Here is a 16,189-nt window from a genome sequence, read left to right as displayed (position 1 = left end):
ATCACGAGGACAAGCGACGTAACGATCGCGCCGACCGTGTTGATCACACGCGAGCGCAACATCTGTCGCCGCCGGGCCGGATCCTTCTCGCCGGGCAGGTGCCGGTTCCAGTGCCGGATCATGCCGACCTGGCTGTTCACGAACGACACGAAAACGCCGACAATATAGAGCTGAATGAGTCGAGTCGGCGACGCCGCGAACACCACGATCAACAAAATCGCGAACCCGGCGAGCAACAAGATGCCGTTGCTGAAGGCGAGCCGGTCGCCGCGGGTGTGCAGCTGCCGGGGCAGGAACCCGTCGCGGGCCAGGATCGACGCGAGCACCGGGAAGCCGTTGAACGCCGTGTTGGCCGCCAGGACCAGGATCAACGCCGAGATGAACGAGATGTAGAGGAACCCGAACGACCCGGTCCCTCCGAACACGGCCCCGGCGACCTGCGAGATGACCGTCTTCTGCGGCTGGTTGGCCGGCAGGCCCAGCACGTGTGACGTGTCGGCGCCGACGTGCACGTGGCTGACGATCGCGAAGACCGTCACCGTCACGAACATGCTGATCGCGATGCCACCGAGCAACGCCAGGGTGGTCGCGGCGTTCTTGCTCTTCGGCCGCCGGAACGCCGGTACGCCGTTGCTGATGGCCTCCACGCCGGTCAGCGCCGTGCACCCGGAGGCGAAGGCCCGCATCACCAGGTAGATCAGGCCCAGTCCGGCGAACGACTGCTCGGGCCGGATGTGGTAGCCGGCGCTCACCGCCGCGAGGTGGGTCCCGGTCAGCGCCTTGAACGAGCCGACCGCGGCGACCGCCGCGATGCCGAGGATGAAGGCGTAGGTCGGGATCGCGAACGCCCAGCCGGACTCGCGGATCCCCCGCAGGTTGAGCAGCGTGATCAGGGCCACCAGACCGACGGCGACCTCGACCTCGTGACCGTGCAGAGACTCGACCGCGGAGGCGATGTTGGCGACGCCCGCGCTGACCGACACGGCGACGGTGAGCACGTAGTCGACCATCAGCGCGCTGGCGACGGTGAGCCCCGGGGCGGCACCCAGGTTGGTCGTTGCGATCTCGTAGTCGCCGCCACCGCTGGGGTAGGCGTGCACGTTCTGCCGGTAGGACATGACGACGACGGTCATCGTGAAGATCACGCCCGCCGCGGCGTACCAGGTGAAGTGGAAGTAGGAGACACCGGCCACCGACAGGACGAGCAGGATCTCCTCGGTGGCGTAGGCGACGGACGACAACGCGTCACTGGCGAAGACCGGCAGGGCGAGACGTTTCGGCAGCAGCGTCTCGTCGAGTTGGGTGCTCCGGAGAGGCCGGCCGACGACGAACCGTTTCCACAGGCCGGCGAGTCTTGGCACGACGGAGATCGTAGGTGCCGGGCGGCCCGCGCAGGGCGCAGCCCGGCTGTAGCGTTACCCACTGTGCATGTGGTGATCATGGGCTGCGGCCGTGTGGGCTCGACGCTCGCCCTGAGCCTCACCGCGCGGAGTCACTCCGTCGCCGTGATCGACCAGGACGCCGAGTCGTTCCGGCGACTCGGCAACGACTTCGAGGGGGCCCGCATCACCGGGGTGGGCTTCGACCGCGACACGCTCGTGATGGCGCGGATCGAGGAGGCCGGCGCGTTCTGCGCCGTGAGCAGCGGCGACAACTCCAACATCATCGCCGCGCGGGTGGCGCGCGAGACCTTCGGCATCGAGAACGTCGTCGCCCGCATCTACGACCCCCGCCGGGCCCAGGTCTACGAGCGGCTGGGGATCCCGACCGTGGCGACGGTCCGCTGGACCGCCGACCAGATGCTGCACCGCATCCTCCCGGAGGGCGGCCACCGCGAGTGGACCGATCTGTCGGGGCGCGTCGTCGTCGCCGAGGTGCCCTTCCACCACGGCTGGATCGGACGGCGGCTGCGCGAGCTCGAGCGCGCCAGCGGCGCGCGCGTGGCCTTCATGACGCGCTACGGCGAAGGCACGCTGCCGGCCGACGACACGGTCGTGCAGGACGGCGACCTCATCCACGTCATCGCGGCCAAGGACGACCTCGACCGCGTCGGCGACGCGTTCGCCGGCCAGCCGGGAGAGCACTGATGCGCGTCGCGATCGCGGGCGCGGGCAACGTCGGTCGCTCGATCGCCACCGAGCTGCTGTCCAACGGCCACGAGGTCCTGCTCATCGAGCGGGAGCCCAAGGCCGTCAAGCTCGAGACCGTGCCGCAGGCCGACTGGCTGCTCGCCGATGCCTGCGAGCTCGCCTCGCTGGAGAAGGCCGACCTGCAGAGCTGCCAGGTCGTGGTCGCCGCCACCGGCGACGACAAGGTCAACCTCGTCGTGTCGTTGCTGGCGAAGACGGAGTACGGCGTGCCGCGGGTGGTCGCCCGCATCAACCACCCGAAGAACGAGTGGCTGTTCAACGAGTCGTGGGGCGTCGACGTCGCCGTCTCGACGCCGCGGCTGCTCTCGGCACTCGTCGAAGAAGCCGTCACCGTGGGCGACCTGGTGCGGCTGATGAGCTTCCGGCAGGGCGAAGCCAACCTCGTGGAGCTGACCCTGCCGCCCGACGCGCCGCTGGTGGGTCAGCGCGTGGGCGCGGTCGGCTGGCCGGGCGACACCGCGCTGGTCGCGATCCTGCGCGAAGGTCGGGTGATCGTGCCGTCGGCCGACGACCCGCTCGAGGCCGGCGACGAGCTGCTCTTCGTCGCGGCACCCGACATGGAGGAACCCCTCGGCCACCTGCTCGCCGGCGCCCGGTGAGCCGGCCGCCGTCGATGCCGGCCCCGGCCGGTCAGGGCCGGAGCTCGTACTCCGGGTTGTAGAGCAGGCGGCGACCGCCGGTCACCGACAGCCGGCCGCGGGCGACGACGTCCCGGCCGGGCTCGATCCCCGGGATGCGGTGGCGCCCGAGCCAGACGAGGGTGACCGACCCGGTCCCGTCGTACAGCTCGGCCTCGACGGTCGGCACGCCGGCCAGCGGCCGCAGGGTGACCGTCCGCAGCGTGCCGGCGACCGCCACCCGCTGCCGGTCCTGGCAGGCGGCCACCGGCGTCGCCCCGGCGGCGTGCACCGTCGTCTGCAGCTCCTGCGCCTGCAGCGCGTCACGATCGACTGACAGCCGGTGCAGGGCACGCCGCAGTCGCCCGCGGCCGGCCCGGTCCCCGGACGTCATCGAACCTCGGTGATCTCCGGACCCCGCTCGAACGGGTCGAGCTGGCGCTTCTGCTGCTCCTCGGCCTGCTGCTGCGCGGCCTCCATCGCCTCGCGCGGCAACCGCAACGGCAGGGCGTCGCGCGGCGCCATTGCGTCGCCGCCGCGGACGACGACGATGTTGCGGAACGCCTCCTCGAGCCGCTCGCCGTGCGCGGGATCGGCCGCGCCGGCGCCGGACAGCAGGCCGCGGAGGAACCACCGCGGCCCGTCGACACCGATGAAGCGGGCCGGTTGCAGCGTGACGGCCTGATCGGGCATTGCCGACGGCACCTGCGCCCGGATCTCCGGCCCGAACGGCCCCTCGACGACCTCGGCCGAACCGCCGTTCTGCCGCAACGACTCGACGATCTCGTCGCGCACCTCGCCCCAGATGCCGGCCTTCTTCGGCGCGGCGAAGGCGTTGATCTGCAGGGCGCTGGTGCCGTCGACGAGCGTGGCGGACACCACCGCCTGCTGCTCCTGGTCGACGTCGACCCGCGCCTCCATGCCCGGCATGACCGGCACCAGCAGGCCACCCAGGTCGAGGCGGGCGAGCCCGTCGTCGGGCACGTCGTCGGAGTCCCACGGCCCGGCCGGCCGCCCGGGCGCGACCGGCTCACGCGCGGCCGCCACCCCCCGCTCGTCGGCACCCTCGCCGAGGGTCTCGTCGACCTCGTCGTCGAATTCCTCGTCGTCACGACGCCTGCGTCGGAACACCTCAGTTACCTCCCGCCGACTGTGCGGTCTCGGCTGCGGCGTACCCACCGGTGGAGCCGAACCCGCCGGTGGCCCGCGCCGAGCCGGGCAGCTCCGCCACCTCGCTGAAGTCGACCCGCTCCACCCGCTGCACGACCAGCTGCGCGATGCGGTCGCCGCGAGCCAGCCGCACCGGTTCGCACGGATCCAGGTTGACCACGATCACCTTGATCTCACCGCGGTAGCCCGCATCGACGGTACCCGGCGCGTTGACGAGCGCCACCCCGCAACGGGCGGCCAGCCCGGACCGGGGGTGCACGAAGGCGGCGTAACCGTCGGGCAACGCGATCGCGACGCCGGTCGGGAGCACGGCCCGCTCCCCCGGTGCGATCTCCGCGTCGACGGCGGTGACCAGGTCGGCGCCCGCGTCACCCGGGTGGGCGTAGGACGGCAGCGGAAGCTCCGGGTCGAGCCGCTGGACCTGCACCTGCAGCGTGCTCACCCGTCGGTCACCCTCTTCTCGCGCGTGTCGGCTGCCGGTCGGGGAGGAACCCTACCGGTCGCGGACCTGGTCAAGGGCCTCACCGCGGGGGTGCGGCGGCTGCCGCTCGTGCCGCGCTATCGCCCGACCCGCAGGGCCCGCTCGGCCAGGCCGATCGGGAGCATCCCGCTGCCGCACAGCGCGTCGTGGAACTCCCGCAGGTCGCCGCCGCCCCGGACCCACTCGTCGCGCATCCGCTGGATCTCCATCGCGCCGGTCAGGTAGGACGCCGCCTGGGTGGGCCAGGCGCAGTAGCGGGCGACCTCCGCCGCGGCCGTCTCCCGCGACAGCGAGGCCTTCGTCGACATGAAGTCGGTGGCCTCCTCCACCGTCATCTCGCCGGTGTGCAGCGCGGTGTCGACGATGATGCGGGCCGCGCGGAACAGCCGCATGTCGATGTGGCAGAGCTCCTGGCGCGGGTCGGTGAAGAACCCGTGCTCGCGCAGCAGCCGCTCGGCGTACAGCGCCCAGCCCTCGATGAAGTACGACGTGCCGAGGATCTGCCGCAGCGGCCGGCGGTTGGCCGCCTGCAGCCGGGCGAAGTGCCAGTGGTGTCCCGGGTAGGCCTCGTGCACCGCAACGGACGGCATCGTCCAGTGGCTGTTGGTCGCGAGCCGCTGCTGCACCTGCTCCGGCGTCGCGCCATCGGGCGGGAACGGCACGAAGAATGTGCCGGTGCTGCGCTCGGCGAACGCCGGCGGCCGCATGTACGACGCGACCGCGAGGGTCGCCCGCTGGAACGCCGGCGACGGGATCACGTCGCAGGACTCGCCTGCGGGCTCGCTCACCAGACCGTGCTCGTAGCCGAAGGCGCGGGCCTTCGACGTCCAGTCGACGTAGCTGGCGAGCATCTCCTCCGGCGTACCGGGATGGTCGTCGTTGAGCCGGCCGAGCAGGCCGCGCCAGTCGTCTCCCCCGCCGATGTCCTTGGTGAGCCGGGCCATCTCGGCGGCCAGCTCGTCGTAGGCGTCGAGGCCGCGCTGGTGCAGGCCGCCGACCCCGTAGTCGAGGCCCTCCGCCTCGCGCAGCACGGTCGAGTAGCGCTCGGCCCCGAACGCGAAGTCGCCGCGGGCCTTCTCGACCAGCCCCTCGAGAAACGTCACGTAGCCCTCGAACGCCGTGGCCGCCTGCTCGCCGGCCCCGGCGAGGGCGCGGCGCGCCCCCTCGTCGTCGACCCCGTGCAGCAGCCCGTCGCGCAGGTAGCCGACCGCGCCACGGGCCTGCCCGAGCGCGCGGCGGGCGAGCACCGGCGCGACCAGCTCGGGGTCGAGGTTGTCGCGTCCCGCGGCGAGCAGCTCCGGCGCCGCGCGCAGCCGGGCGGCGGCGGAGGTGACCAGCTCCGGCTCGGGGCGCAGCCGGTGCAGGAAGAGCAGGAAGACGCCGTTGAGCACGGGACCGGCGTAGGTGTCGGCCGCCCGCCGCCACTCCTGCCAGTCGTCGCGCATGACGGCCCGGCGACGCAGCGAGGCGAGCACCAGGTCCCGGTCGAGCCGCTCGTCGTCGGTCAGGTCCGCGTCGGCCAGCGCACCGAACCGGCGTCGCCACTCCTCCTCGTCGCGGCGCAACGCCGCGATGCCGCCCTCGGTGAGGTCGGGCAGCTCGTCGTCGTGCCCAGGCAGCCCGACCCCGGTCGCCATGACGGGGTTGGCCGCCATCTCGGCGTCGAGGAAATCCTGGGCGAGCCGGTCGAAGTCGCTCATGTTTCCGACGCTAGCCGAGGGCGGCGGCCAGGGCGGGTGCGAGGTCGCCACGCGGGACGGCCCGGACGTCACCGAGGCCGAGCCAGCTCGCGAGGGATCTCAGCTCCGCGGCGAGCGCGCCGGCGACGTGCCCCTGGTCCTCACCCGGCTCGGCCCATGCGGCCTGTGCCAGCAGCACGCCGGCCTGCCGGTCGGCCTTGAGGTCGACCCTCGCGGCGAGCCGGTCGTCGAGCAGGAAGGGCAGCACGTAGTAGCCGTGCTGCCGCCGCTCCGCCGGCACGTAGATCTCGATGCGGTAGGTGAAGCCGAACAAGCGCTCGGTGCGGGCGCGCTCCCAGACGAGCGGGTCGAACGGCGCGAGCAGGGCCCTGGCCCGCACCCGTCGCGGGACCCTGCTGCCGGGCACGACGTAAGCGGGGTGCCGCCAACCCGCGACGGCGACCTCCTGCAGGAGGCCGGAGCCGTGCAGCTCCGCGATCCGTGCCCGCGCCGGGCCGATGCGGATGCGGAAGTAGTCGGCGAGGTCGGTCGCGGTGGCCACGCCCAGCGCCCGCGCCGCGATCAGCAGCAGCGCCCGGTGCGCTTCCTCCTCGGTCGGTGTCGGTGCGGCGAGGACCGCGGCGGGCAGCACTCGCTCCGTCACGTCGTATACCCGCTCGAAGCCGCGGCGGGTGACCGCCGTGACGTCCCCGCACCAGAAGAGGTATTCCAGGGCAGTCTTCTGCCGGGACCAGTTCCAGCCCCAGCTGTCCTTGCGGCGCTCCTCCTCGACCGCGATGTCGCCCGCGGTCAGCGGCCCGCGCTCGCGCACCAGTGCCAGCACGTGCTGCACGTAGTCCGGATGTGCGCGGGCCAGCCGCGCGATCCCGCCCCAGGTCTCGTACCGGTCGCGGGCGCGGGCCATCCGCCAGCGCAGCAGCGGGTGCAGGGCCACCGGGAGCAGGGAGGCCTCGTGGCCCCAGTACTCGAACAGCTCCCGGTCGCGGTAGGCCAGCCGGTCGAGCGACTCCTGCGGGTAGCCACCGAGGCGGGAGTACGCCGGCAGGTAGTGCGCCCGTGACAGCACGTTGACCGAGTCGATCTGGACAGCCGAGAGATCGGCGAACATCCGCCGCAGGTGCCGGCGGTCCACCGCGCCGGCGGGTCTCGGACGAACGAAACCCTGCGCGGCCAGGGCCAGCCGGCGTGCCTGGGCAGCGGACAGGGAATCCGCGCCCCGGCTCACCTGGCCATCGGCGGCGGCCGGTAGCCGCCGGTCAACTCGCCGATCGCGCCGGCCACCGCAACCGCCGTACGGTCGTGCAGGTAGGGCGCGACGACCTGCATGCCCACCGGCAGCCCCGCCGGAGTGCTGCCGACGGGAGGTACGGCGGAGGGCAGGTTGACCACGCCAATGAGGCCGGTCCAGGCGAGCAGCTCGGCGTAAGGGCGCGTACCGATGTCGAGGTCCAGCGTCCGCTCGAAGAGCGTGCCCTCCTGGGTGTGCGGGAACGCCGCCGTGGTCGCCACGGGGCAGAGCAGCACGTCGTAGCCACCGAACCACGCCGCCCACGCCGACATGATCTCGGCACGCCGGCGCTGGGCGGCCAGCCACTGGTAGTGGCTGCCGCCGAGCAGCTCACCCGACTCGGGGCCGGCGCTGGGCGAGACCGCCGCGCTGACCAGCTGGACGAACAGCCCGACCTGCTCGTCGAAGTCGACCGGCGGGTGCGCCTCCTCGACGGACGCGCCCACCTCGGCGATCGCGTCGACCGCCGACCGCAGCACGTCGCCCGACGCGCGATCGACCGGGGCGCCGGCGGCGTCCAGCCAGACCCCGACCCGCAACCCAGCGAGCATGTCGACGGTCGGGGCGGGCAGGTCGATCCGCCAGGCCGGCGCCTGCTCCGGCGGCGGGCCGGCCACGATGCCGAGCAGGAGGTCGAGGTCCTCGGCGCTGCGCGCGATCGGCCCGAAGACGTTGATGTCGGCGTCGGTCGTGCCCCCGCCCACCTGGTCGAGGTAGCCCCGCTGGGAGACGACGCCGTAGCTGGTCTTGAGCCCGTAGACGCCGCAGAAGTGCGAGGGGAAACGCACCGACCCGCCGATGTCGGTCCCGAGCTCGAACGCCGTGAACCCGCAGGCCACCGCGGTCGCCGCGCCACCGGAGGAGCCACCCGGAGTCCGGGAGGTGTCCCACGGGTTGTTCGTCGTACCGAACACGTCGTTGAAGGTCTGGAGGTCGCCGGACCACAAGGGCACGTTGGTCTTTCCGAACACGATCGCCCCCGCGTCGCGCAGCCGCGCGACGGCCGGGGCGTCCGCGACCGGGACGTGGTCGCGCAGCTCGCGCGCCCCGCCGGTCGAGCGCATGCCGGCGACCTCGATGGCGTCCTTGATCGTGATCGGGAGTCCGTGCAACGGCCCGCGCGACTGCCCCCGGGCGTGTTCGTCGTCGCAGCGACCGGCCTCCGCCCGAGCCCGGTCCACGTCGAGAGTCACGACCGCGTTGACGTCACCGTTGAGGCGGTCGATGCGCTCGAGGAAAGTGTCCAGCAGCTCCCGGCTCGACAGGCTCCCGTCACGGATCGCGGCCGCCTGCCGCGTCGCGGACCAGTTCCAGACGTCATCAGCGCTCATGGCTGCGCATGCTGCCAGAGCCGGGTCGCCCCGGACACCGGAAGACTCGTGGGTGACATGCTGCGCAGCCGGGGCAGATGGCCGGCAGGGGTCGAAGTCCCGGCCGGCACCGCAGGGGTACGACGGAGCGAGGAGCACCGCACATGTCGAAGAAGCAGTCCGATACGGGCTACAAGATCCTCAGTGGCGTCGGCGCGGTGCTCGCCGGCATCGTCACCCGCAAGGCCGTCACGTTCCTGTGGACCAAGGTCACCGGCCACGAGCCGCCCGCCAACCCTGCGCACCCGGAGGTGACCGCGGCCGAGGCGTTCGGCTGGGCAGTGGTGTCCGGCACCGCGGTCGCGCTCGCGCGCGTCGTCGTGCACCGGCAGGCAGCCGTCAGCTGGCAACGGGCGACCGGATCGCTGCCGGCCTCGGTGCTCGACGACCGCTGAGGGTCCGCGCCACCGGCGTACGGCTTGGAAGCCCCGCCGCGTGGCTCACGTTTACCGGGGCGATCTGCGCGTACGTTCCAGATCATGGCGCAGGCGGTCAGCGAGACGCGGTTCCCGCTGCCCAACATCGACGCCCTGCTCAGCGCGCACGTGCGGCAGGGCGTGGGCGCGGCGCTGGCCGAGACCCGCGCGTCGGTCGTGTTCGAGGTCGCGCCGGCCGGCACCTGGACGGTCGTCCTCGACGAGGGGCGCATCCGGCTACGTCGCGGCGGCGCCCGCAACCCGCAGACCGTCGTGCGGGTCGACCCGCGGACGTTCGCCGGCATCCTCGAGGGTGCGCAGTCCGGCGTCGAGGCCTTCCTCGACGGCACGCTCACGGTGCGTGGCAACCTGGCCCTGGCTCTCGCGATCGACGGGGCGTTCGACGTCGGCCACCGGCCGCCCGAGCATCCCCGCGCCCGCGTCGTCGACGTGCTCGGCGCCCGCACGTTCTACCTGGAGGCCGGGCGTGCCGACGCGCCGCCCGTGCTGCTGCTGCACGGTCTCGGCGCCACCAACGCCTCGATGCTGCCGCTGCTGCCAGCGCTGGCCCGCGACTTCCGCGTCATCGCCCCCGACACCCCGGGGTTCGGCGCCTCCGCCGCACCCCGGTGGCGCTACTCGATCGAGGAGCTGGCCGCCTGGTTGCGGGAGTTCCAGCGGCAGTCGGGCGCCGACCCCGCCGCGCTGGTGGGCAACTCCCTCGGCGGGCGGCTCGCGATCGAAGCCGGGCTGTCGGCACCGGAGTCGGTCACGCGGATGGTGCTGCTGTGCCCGTCACCGGCGTTCCGGCGCATGCGCCAGTTCACGCCCGCGGTGCGACTGCTGACCCCGGATCTCGGCCGGGTGCCCATGTTCTTCTCGACCCCGCTCGTGCTGCGCACCCTGCGGCTGATGTTCGCCGAGCCGCGGCGGCTGCCTCACGACTGGTACGCCGCGGCCGTCGACGAGTTCCGCCGGGTGATGCGCGGCGCCGCCCACCGGCGGGCGTTCTTCGCCGCCGCGCGGCACATCTACCTCGAAGAGGCCTACGGCGAGCACGGCTTCTGGGACCGCCTGCCCCAGCTGCAGACCCCGGCGCTGTTCGTCTGGGGGCGCAAGGACCGGCTGGTCCCGATCGGCTTCGAGCGGCACGTGGCAGCGGCGCTGCCGCAGGCGGAGTCGATCGTGCTCGACGACTGCGGCCACGTGCCGCAGTACGAGCTGCCCGACCGGACGACCGAGCTGGCCCGACTCTTCCTGGCCGGCTAGCGGCGACGGAGGTCGGTGACGAGCGCATCGCCGAGGTGGCGGGTCTCGCGCCGGTTGAGCTCGGCGCCGGCGACGGCACCGGTGAAGAACGGCGCGAACGTCGTGACGTTGCGGCCGGCGCGGCGCATGAGCCGCTGGCGGACCTCGCGGCGTACGGCGCCGCCGAGGACGCCGACCAGACCGGCCGGGTTGGAGCGATCGAGCCCACGACGCCGGGCCCAGGCGGTGACGTAGGCGTTGGCCCGGGATGCGACGTTGCCGGGCGGGGTGCGGCCGTAGACGACGTGCAGCTCGGCGACGAGCTTGAGCTCGACCGCGACGACGGCGATGGTCTCCGCCAGCAGCTGCACCGGCGCGGACAGGAGAAGCGGAGGCGCGGCGAACTCCACGCTGGCGATGGCCCCACCCGCGGCACCGATGGCGCCGGTCACCCGGCCGGCGTGGGTGATGAGGCGCTCTGCCAGCTCGTCGCCGGTGAGCCCCTCGTGGTGGGCGCGCAGCGTCGGCAGGTCGCGCACGGGGATGCGGGGCGCGAGGTCGACGACCTGGTCGGTGAGCCAGCGGCCACTGGCGACGGCGGCGACACCTGCGGCCCTGGCACTCGCGGCGAGGGCGACGGCCAGCGCGCGCAGGGCCTGGGCGCGCGCAGCCTTGCCCAACGTCTCGTCACCGGTCACCCGGGCGACGAGACGGGGCACGTCGTCGCGACGCGCCGGGACGGGCCCGGTCGTCGCGCGCGAACGGTGTGTCGGCTCAGACGCCACGATCAGGCCGCGCACTCCCGGCAGATCAGCTGGCCCTTGCGTTCCTCCGCCAGCTGGCTGCGGTGGTGCACGAGGAAGCAGTGCGAGCAGGTGAACTCGTCCGCCTGCCGCGGCAATACCTTGATCGCGAGCTCTTCGCCGGAGAGGTCGGCACCGGGCAGCTCCAGCGACTCGGCCAGCTCGGCCTCGTCGACGTCGACGCTGCCCGTCTGGGCGTCACGCCGGGACTTGAGCTCCTCGATGCTGTCCTCACCGATCTCGTCGTCGGTGGTACGTGGGGTGTCGTAATCGGTGGCCATCGGCCCTCGCTTTCTCGTGTCGCGGGCGATGTAACGCACGAGCAGGCCAGTCTGTGCCCGATTCGGCGTACGGATATCCGCGAGTGCGCACCGCGTCCCTCGGCGACGCCGGGTGATTGTGCACCAAGGGCACCGAATCGGCACGCCGTTTGCTCATCGGCGTGGCGAACGTGAGCCACACCACACGGATATGGTCCCCCGCGTACCCCTATGTCAGGAGGATCAGTGGCGGTCTACGCGCTCGGTGACCGGGTGCCCTCGATCGATCCCGAGGCGTTCGTGCACCCCGACGCGGTCGTTATCGGCAAGGTGACGATCGGCCCGGAGTCGACCGTCTGGCCGGGTGCTGTCCTGCGCGGCGACTACGGCGAGATCGTCGTGGGGGCACAGACGTCGATCCAGGACGGCACGGTCATCCACGCCGTGCCGGAGTTCCCGACCACGGTCGGCGACCGGTGCGTCGTCGGGCACATCGCCCACCTGGAGGGCTGCACCATCGAGGACGACTGCCTGGTCGGGTCCGGGTCGATCGTGCTGCACCGCGCGCTGGTCCGCAGCAACTCCCTCGTCGGCGCCGGCGCGGTCGTGCCCAACGACATGGAGGTGCCGACCGGCGCCATGGCGCTCGGGGTGCCGGCGAAACTGCGCACCGACGCCGTAGCGCCCGGCACCTTCGCCCGATCGGTCCAGAACTACGTCGGCAACGGCCACCGCTACCGCAAGGAGCTGCGCCGACTCGACTGAGGCCAGCAAAGGAGGTCACTGCCCCACTTCGCCTGATGCGCGGAGTCTGAGAGGCTTCGGCGTAGCCGACCCACGAGACGGTCGGCGCGCGCCCGCGTCCGTCCGGGCGCGCCGAGAGGAGCAGGCCATGTCGCTGACCGCCGACCGCACCGAGACCGACCGGCAGACCTTCGACTCGACCAACCCGGCGACCGGCGAGGTCGTCGGCACGTTCCCGGTGCACGACAGCGCCGACGCGCAGGCCGCGGTGAAGCGGGCCCGCGACGCATCCGTCTGGTGGCGCGACCTCGGCTTCGACGGCCGGCGGGCCCGGCTGCGCAAGGTGCAGGGCGCGCTCACCCGCCGGCGCGAGGAGCTGCTCGACCTCATGCACCGGGAGAACGGCAAGCCGGTCGACGAGGCCCTCTTCGAGGTGACGCTCGTACTCGAGCACCTCGAGTGGGCCGGCCGCAACGCGAAGAAGGTGCTCGGTCCGCAGCGGGTGCCCGGGTCGCGGACGCTGCTCAACATGGCCGGCGAGCTCGAGTACGAACCGTTCGGCGTCATCGGCGTCATCGGCCCGTGGAACTACCCGCTGTTCACGCCGATGGGGTCGATCGCCTATGCCCTCGCCGCGGGCAACGCGGTCGTCTTCAAGCCGAGCGAGTACACCCCGGCGGTGGGGCTGTTCATCGAGGAGATCGTCCGCGAGGCGGTGCCGGAGCAGCCGGTGCTGCAGGTCGTGACCGGCTTCGGCGAGACCGGTGCAGCCCTGTGCCGGGCCGGCGTCGACAAGGTGGCCTTCACCGGCTCGGCCCCCACCGGCAAGAAGATCATGGCCGCCTGCGCCGAGACGCTGACCCCGGTGCTGATGGAGCTCGGCGGCAAAAACGCGATGATCGTCGACGCCGACGCCGACATCGGTCGCGCGGCCTCGGCCGCGCTGTTCGGCGGCTGCTCCAACGCCGGCCAGACCTGCATCGGCGTCGAGCGCGTCTACGTCGTCGACAGCGTCTACGACCGGTTCGTCGACGAGATCGTGCGGCGGGCCGAGGGCATCAAGGGCGGCGCCGACGGCGCGACGCTCGGGCCGATCACCATGCCCAAGCAGGTCGACATCATCGCCGCACACATCAACGAGGCTCTCGACCGGGGCGCCCGCGCGGTCGTCGGTGGCCGCGACTCGGTGCACGCGCCCTACGTCGACCCGGTCGTGCTCGTCGACGTCCCGGCCGACGCGCGGGTGCTGCGCGAGGAGACGTTCGGCCCGGTCCTGCCGATCGTGCCGGTGCGCGACGTCGACGAGGCTGTGCGGCTGGCCAACGGCACGTCGTACGGTCTCGGCGCCTCGGTGTGGGCGCGCAAGCGCGGCCGCGAGATCGCCCGGCAGCTGCGGTCGGGCATGGCGGCGATCAACTCGGTGATGTCGTTCGCCGGGTTCGCCGCGCTGCCGTTCGGCGGCGTGGGCGACTCGGGCTTCGGGCGCATCCACGGTGCCGACGGCCTCAAGGAGTTCACCCGGGCCAAGGCCATCGCGCGCGAGCGCTTCGCGCTGCCGATCGACGTGATGTCGTTCGACGCGCCGGCGTGGATGCCGAGGATGCTGCGGCGGCTGCAGGACTGGCAGTACGGCCGGCGCTAGCGGCTACTGGTAGAGCAGCGCGAGCCGGATGACGTCGCGGACGTACCAGTCCGCGTGGTTGTAGGCGAAGATCGCGTCGTAGAGCGACTGGCCGCCGCGGCCGGCGCCGTTGGCGCACAGGTAGCCCGCGGCCGAGTAGATGGCGTCGACCGGGTCGTCGATGTTCGCCACGCCGTCGCCATCCGCGTCGCGGCCGTAGTAGCGCCAGGTCGACGGCAGGAACTGCATCGGCCCTTCGGCACCCGCGCTCGACACCGCGGTGTTGGAACCGTGACCGGTCTCGACCGCGCCGATCGCGGCGAGCACCGTCCACGGCAGGCCCGGGCAGGTGGAGGCGGCCGCGCGGTAGAGCCGGAGGTAGGCCGTGGGGATCACCTCGGCCGCGTAGTCGGACATCTCGCTCTGGTCGATCGCGGCCGGGCGCAGCAGGTCGACCTGCACGCTTTGCCCGAGCACGCCGCGGGCCAGCGCGCGCAGCTCGTCGAGCGACAGTCGCGGCGCGGCGATCAGCAACCGGTGGTCGGGTGACAGCCCGATCGCCCGGGCGGTCGCGCGGTCGACGACGGCCTCCGCGCCCGGGATGCCGAACGACGCGAACGCGCCGAGCCGCAGGTCCTGCTGCACGCCGCCCTTGACCGGCAGGTAGCCGCCGAACCGTGAGCCCATCCGCCCGGCGTAGCTGTTGGCCACGGCCATCTCGCCGCGGGCCACCGACTGCCACAGCGCGTCGGACTGGGCGGTGAGCCGGGGCGTGAAGCCGCGGAACTCCGACGGGTCGACCCCGACGGCGTAGATGTCGGCGAAGGGGGTGCGGACCTTGCCGGCGTCGAGGACCGCCACGGCCTGTACGCCGGCAGCGTGTCGCAACCGGTCCACCTGCGCCGGCGTCGCGGCGAAGCCGAGCTCGACGAGCACGTCCGGAGCGGTGAGCGACCCCAGCGGCGAGACCGGCTGCTGCGGATGGGTGTAGTGCAACGGCGGAGCGGGGCGAAGCTGCGACCGGGAGGCGGCAGTCGTGCGGTCGGCCACTGGCAGGACGACCGGGGTGGTCGCGGGCATGGCCGCGTCGGTGGCGGGCGCCCGGTGGGTGACGACGGGGGCGAGCGCGACTCCCGCAGCCGACAGCAGGACCGCCGCGATGACCGAGCCGAGCGCTGCCGGGGTCGCGAGCCGAGAGTTCCGCGCATTCAGGCGCCGGGAGATCGGGCGGGGGCGGCCCGCGCCGGCACGTCGTCGAGCGCGGGGACGGGAAGGCAGGCGCATGGTCTGCCCTCCTCTGTCCTGCTCGTCGCGGCGTGCGCGCCCTGTGCTGGGCGTCCCCTTTCCCAGTCTCCTGTCACGAACCCCAACGAGCCAGAGAGGTCGGCGGTTACGGACCGTCGGCAGCGCCCAGGCCGTCCAGCACGTCGTGCAGGGGCCCGAACAGGGCGGGCGGCGCGGCGATCACCAGGTCGGGGCCCGCCGGGCCGCCGCGCAGGCCGCCCACCACCGCGCCGGCCTCACGGGCGATCAGGCCGCCGGCCGCAAGGTCCCACGGGTTCAGGCCGCGCTCGTAGAACGCGTCGAGGCGACCCGCCGCGACGGAGCACAGGTCCAGTGCGGCGGCACCGATCCGGCGGATGTCCCGGACCTTCGGGAGTACGCCGTCGAGCACGCGCGCCTGGGCGGCCCGCCGGTCCGCGGCGTAACCGAAACCGGTGCCGACGAGCGCCTGCGCCAGGTCGGTGCGGGCCGAGCAGCGCAGCGGCCGGTCGTTGCAGGTGGCGCCCCGGCCCCGGACTGCGGCGTACACACGCTTCTTCGACGGGTCGTTGACGACGCCGACCGCGGTCTCGCCGTCGACCTCGGCGGCGATGGAGACGGCCCAGTCGGGGATGCCGTAGAGGTAGTTGACCGTGCCGTCGAGCGGGTCGACGACCCAGCGCACGCCGGTGCTGCTCTCCGCCGACGCGCCCTCCTCGGCCAGGACCCCGTCGCCGGGGCGGGCAGCCCGCAGGCCGCCGACGATCAGCCGCTCGGCGGCGGTGTCCATGTCGGTGACCACGTCGGTGGGTGACGACTTGGTGTCGACCTCGAGGTTGGCCGGCCGCTGGGTGAGCAGGAGATCGCCCGCCCGGCGGGCGAGGTCGAGCGCGAGCCCCAGCAGCTCCTCCACGATCACGGCCATCCGGCCACGCTAGACGCGCCGAGCCGGCGGCTACGCACGCCTACCGGCCAACCGGCGGGGGTCCGCGGGGTCAGCGGCGGCGGCGCAGGATCACGGCGATCAGGGCCGCGAGACCCCCGGCGGCTGCCGCCGC

The 16,189-nt window shown here is 73.0% G+C and carries 17 protein-coding genes; 6 read left to right on the top strand and 11 right to left on the bottom strand.

Going from position 1 to position 16,189, the window contains the following annotated elements; translation table 11 throughout:
- On the bottom strand, positions 1–1,370 hold a 1,370-nt coding region (locus tag VFJ21_14760), incomplete at its 3' end, for an APC family permease (protein ID HET7408381.1).
- A 54-nt stretch (positions 1,371–1,424) separates the two neighbouring features.
- On the opposite strand from VFJ21_14760, the gene VFJ21_14755 reads away from it, so the two are divergent.
- Together VFJ21_14755 and VFJ21_14750 are read left to right on the top strand one after the other, a co-directional pair.
- Positions 1,425–2,087: a TrkA family potassium uptake protein gene (locus VFJ21_14755; GenBank protein HET7408380.1), complete on the top strand. Its 663-nt coding sequence runs from the start codon at positions 1,425–1,427 to the stop codon at positions 2,085–2,087.
- The gene (locus tag VFJ21_14750; protein HET7408379.1) at positions 2,087–2,749 is read left to right on the top strand and encodes a TrkA family potassium uptake protein; all 663 of its coding nucleotides are present in this window, start codon (positions 2,087–2,089) and stop codon (positions 2,747–2,749) included. The genes VFJ21_14755 and VFJ21_14750 overlap by 1 nt, the downstream gene beginning before the upstream one ends.
- Positions 2,750–2,780: 31 nt before the next feature.
- Here VFJ21_14750 and VFJ21_14745 read toward each other — a convergent pair whose 3' ends face one another.
- From VFJ21_14745 to VFJ21_14720, 6 genes are all read right to left on the bottom strand, one after another.
- Positions 2,781–3,161, bottom strand: a complete 381-nt coding sequence (locus VFJ21_14745; GenBank protein HET7408378.1) for an OB-fold nucleic acid binding domain-containing protein — start codon at positions 3,159–3,161, stop codon at positions 2,781–2,783.
- Positions 3,158–3,898 (bottom strand): DUF3710 domain-containing protein, encoded by a 741-nt coding sequence (locus VFJ21_14740; GenBank protein ID HET7408377.1) that lies wholly within the window; start codon positions 3,896–3,898, stop codon positions 3,158–3,160. Before VFJ21_14740 ends, VFJ21_14745 begins: the two co-directional genes overlap by 4 nt.
- 1 nt (position 3,899) lies before the next feature.
- Complete coding sequence (dut, locus tag VFJ21_14735) at positions 3,900–4,379, bottom strand: dUTP diphosphatase (protein HET7408376.1); 480 nt, start codon at positions 4,377–4,379, stop codon at positions 3,900–3,902.
- A gap of 116 nt (positions 4,380–4,495) precedes the next feature.
- The gene (locus VFJ21_14730) at positions 4,496–6,118 is read right to left on the bottom strand and encodes a DUF885 domain-containing protein (protein HET7408375.1); all 1,623 of its coding nucleotides are present in this window, start codon (positions 6,116–6,118) and stop codon (positions 4,496–4,498) included.
- Between the two features lie 10 nt (positions 6,119–6,128).
- A complete protein-coding gene (locus VFJ21_14725; protein ID HET7408374.1) occupies positions 6,129–7,343 on the bottom strand; it encodes a crosslink repair DNA glycosylase YcaQ family protein in 1,215 nt (404 codons plus the stop codon).
- A complete protein-coding gene (locus tag VFJ21_14720; protein HET7408373.1) occupies positions 7,340–8,737 on the bottom strand; it encodes an amidase family protein in 1,398 nt (465 codons plus the stop codon). Before VFJ21_14720 ends, VFJ21_14725 begins: the two co-directional genes overlap by 4 nt.
- Before the next feature lie 143 nt (positions 8,738–8,880).
- On the opposite strand from VFJ21_14720, the gene VFJ21_14715 reads away from it, so the two are divergent.
- Both VFJ21_14715 and VFJ21_14710 read left to right on the top strand, forming a co-directional pair.
- Complete coding sequence (locus tag VFJ21_14715) at positions 8,881–9,171, top strand: DUF4235 domain-containing protein (GenBank protein HET7408372.1); 291 nt, start codon at positions 8,881–8,883, stop codon at positions 9,169–9,171.
- An 84-nt stretch (positions 9,172–9,255) separates the two neighbouring features.
- Positions 9,256–10,461 (top strand): alpha/beta fold hydrolase, encoded by a 1,206-nt coding sequence (locus VFJ21_14710; protein ID HET7408371.1) that lies wholly within the window; start codon positions 9,256–9,258, stop codon positions 10,459–10,461.
- On the opposite strand, the gene VFJ21_14705 is transcribed toward VFJ21_14710, so the two are convergent.
- The gene (locus tag VFJ21_14705) at positions 10,458–11,159 is read right to left on the bottom strand and encodes a hypothetical protein (GenBank protein ID HET7408370.1); all 702 of its coding nucleotides are present in this window, start codon (positions 11,157–11,159) and stop codon (positions 10,458–10,460) included. The two genes, VFJ21_14710 and VFJ21_14705, sit on opposite strands and share 4 nt — an antisense overlap.
- Positions 11,160–11,227: 68 nt before the next feature.
- Positions 11,228–11,524, bottom strand: a complete 297-nt coding sequence (locus VFJ21_14700) for a DUF4193 domain-containing protein (protein ID HET7408369.1) — start codon at positions 11,522–11,524, stop codon at positions 11,228–11,230.
- 225 nt (positions 11,525–11,749) lie between these two features.
- Between VFJ21_14700 and VFJ21_14695 the strand changes: the two genes are divergently transcribed.
- Positions 11,750–12,268, top strand: a complete 519-nt coding sequence (locus VFJ21_14695; protein HET7408368.1) for a gamma carbonic anhydrase family protein — start codon at positions 11,750–11,752, stop codon at positions 12,266–12,268.
- A 127-nt stretch (positions 12,269–12,395) separates the two neighbouring features.
- The gene (locus VFJ21_14690; protein ID HET7408367.1) at positions 12,396–13,889 is read left to right on the top strand and encodes an aldehyde dehydrogenase family protein; all 1,494 of its coding nucleotides are present in this window, start codon (positions 12,396–12,398) and stop codon (positions 13,887–13,889) included.
- A 3-nt stretch (positions 13,890–13,892) separates the two neighbouring features.
- Here VFJ21_14690 and VFJ21_14685 read toward each other — a convergent pair whose 3' ends face one another.
- The gene (locus VFJ21_14685) at positions 13,893–15,152 is read right to left on the bottom strand and encodes a lytic murein transglycosylase (GenBank protein ID HET7408366.1); all 1,260 of its coding nucleotides are present in this window, start codon (positions 15,150–15,152) and stop codon (positions 13,893–13,895) included.
- Between the two features lie 106 nt (positions 15,153–15,258).
- Positions 15,259–16,056: an inositol monophosphatase family protein gene (locus VFJ21_14680; protein HET7408365.1), complete on the bottom strand. Its 798-nt coding sequence runs from the start codon at positions 16,054–16,056 to the stop codon at positions 15,259–15,261.
- Positions 16,057–16,189: the final 133 nt, after the last annotated feature.

The organism is Mycobacteriales bacterium, assembly GCA_035690485.1.
GTDB lineage: Bacteria > Actinomycetota > Actinomycetes > JAFAQI01 > DASSKL01 > DASSKL01.
The sequence above is the reverse complement of the archived record's forward strand: the minus strand, read 5'-3'. Positions and strand labels throughout refer to the sequence as shown.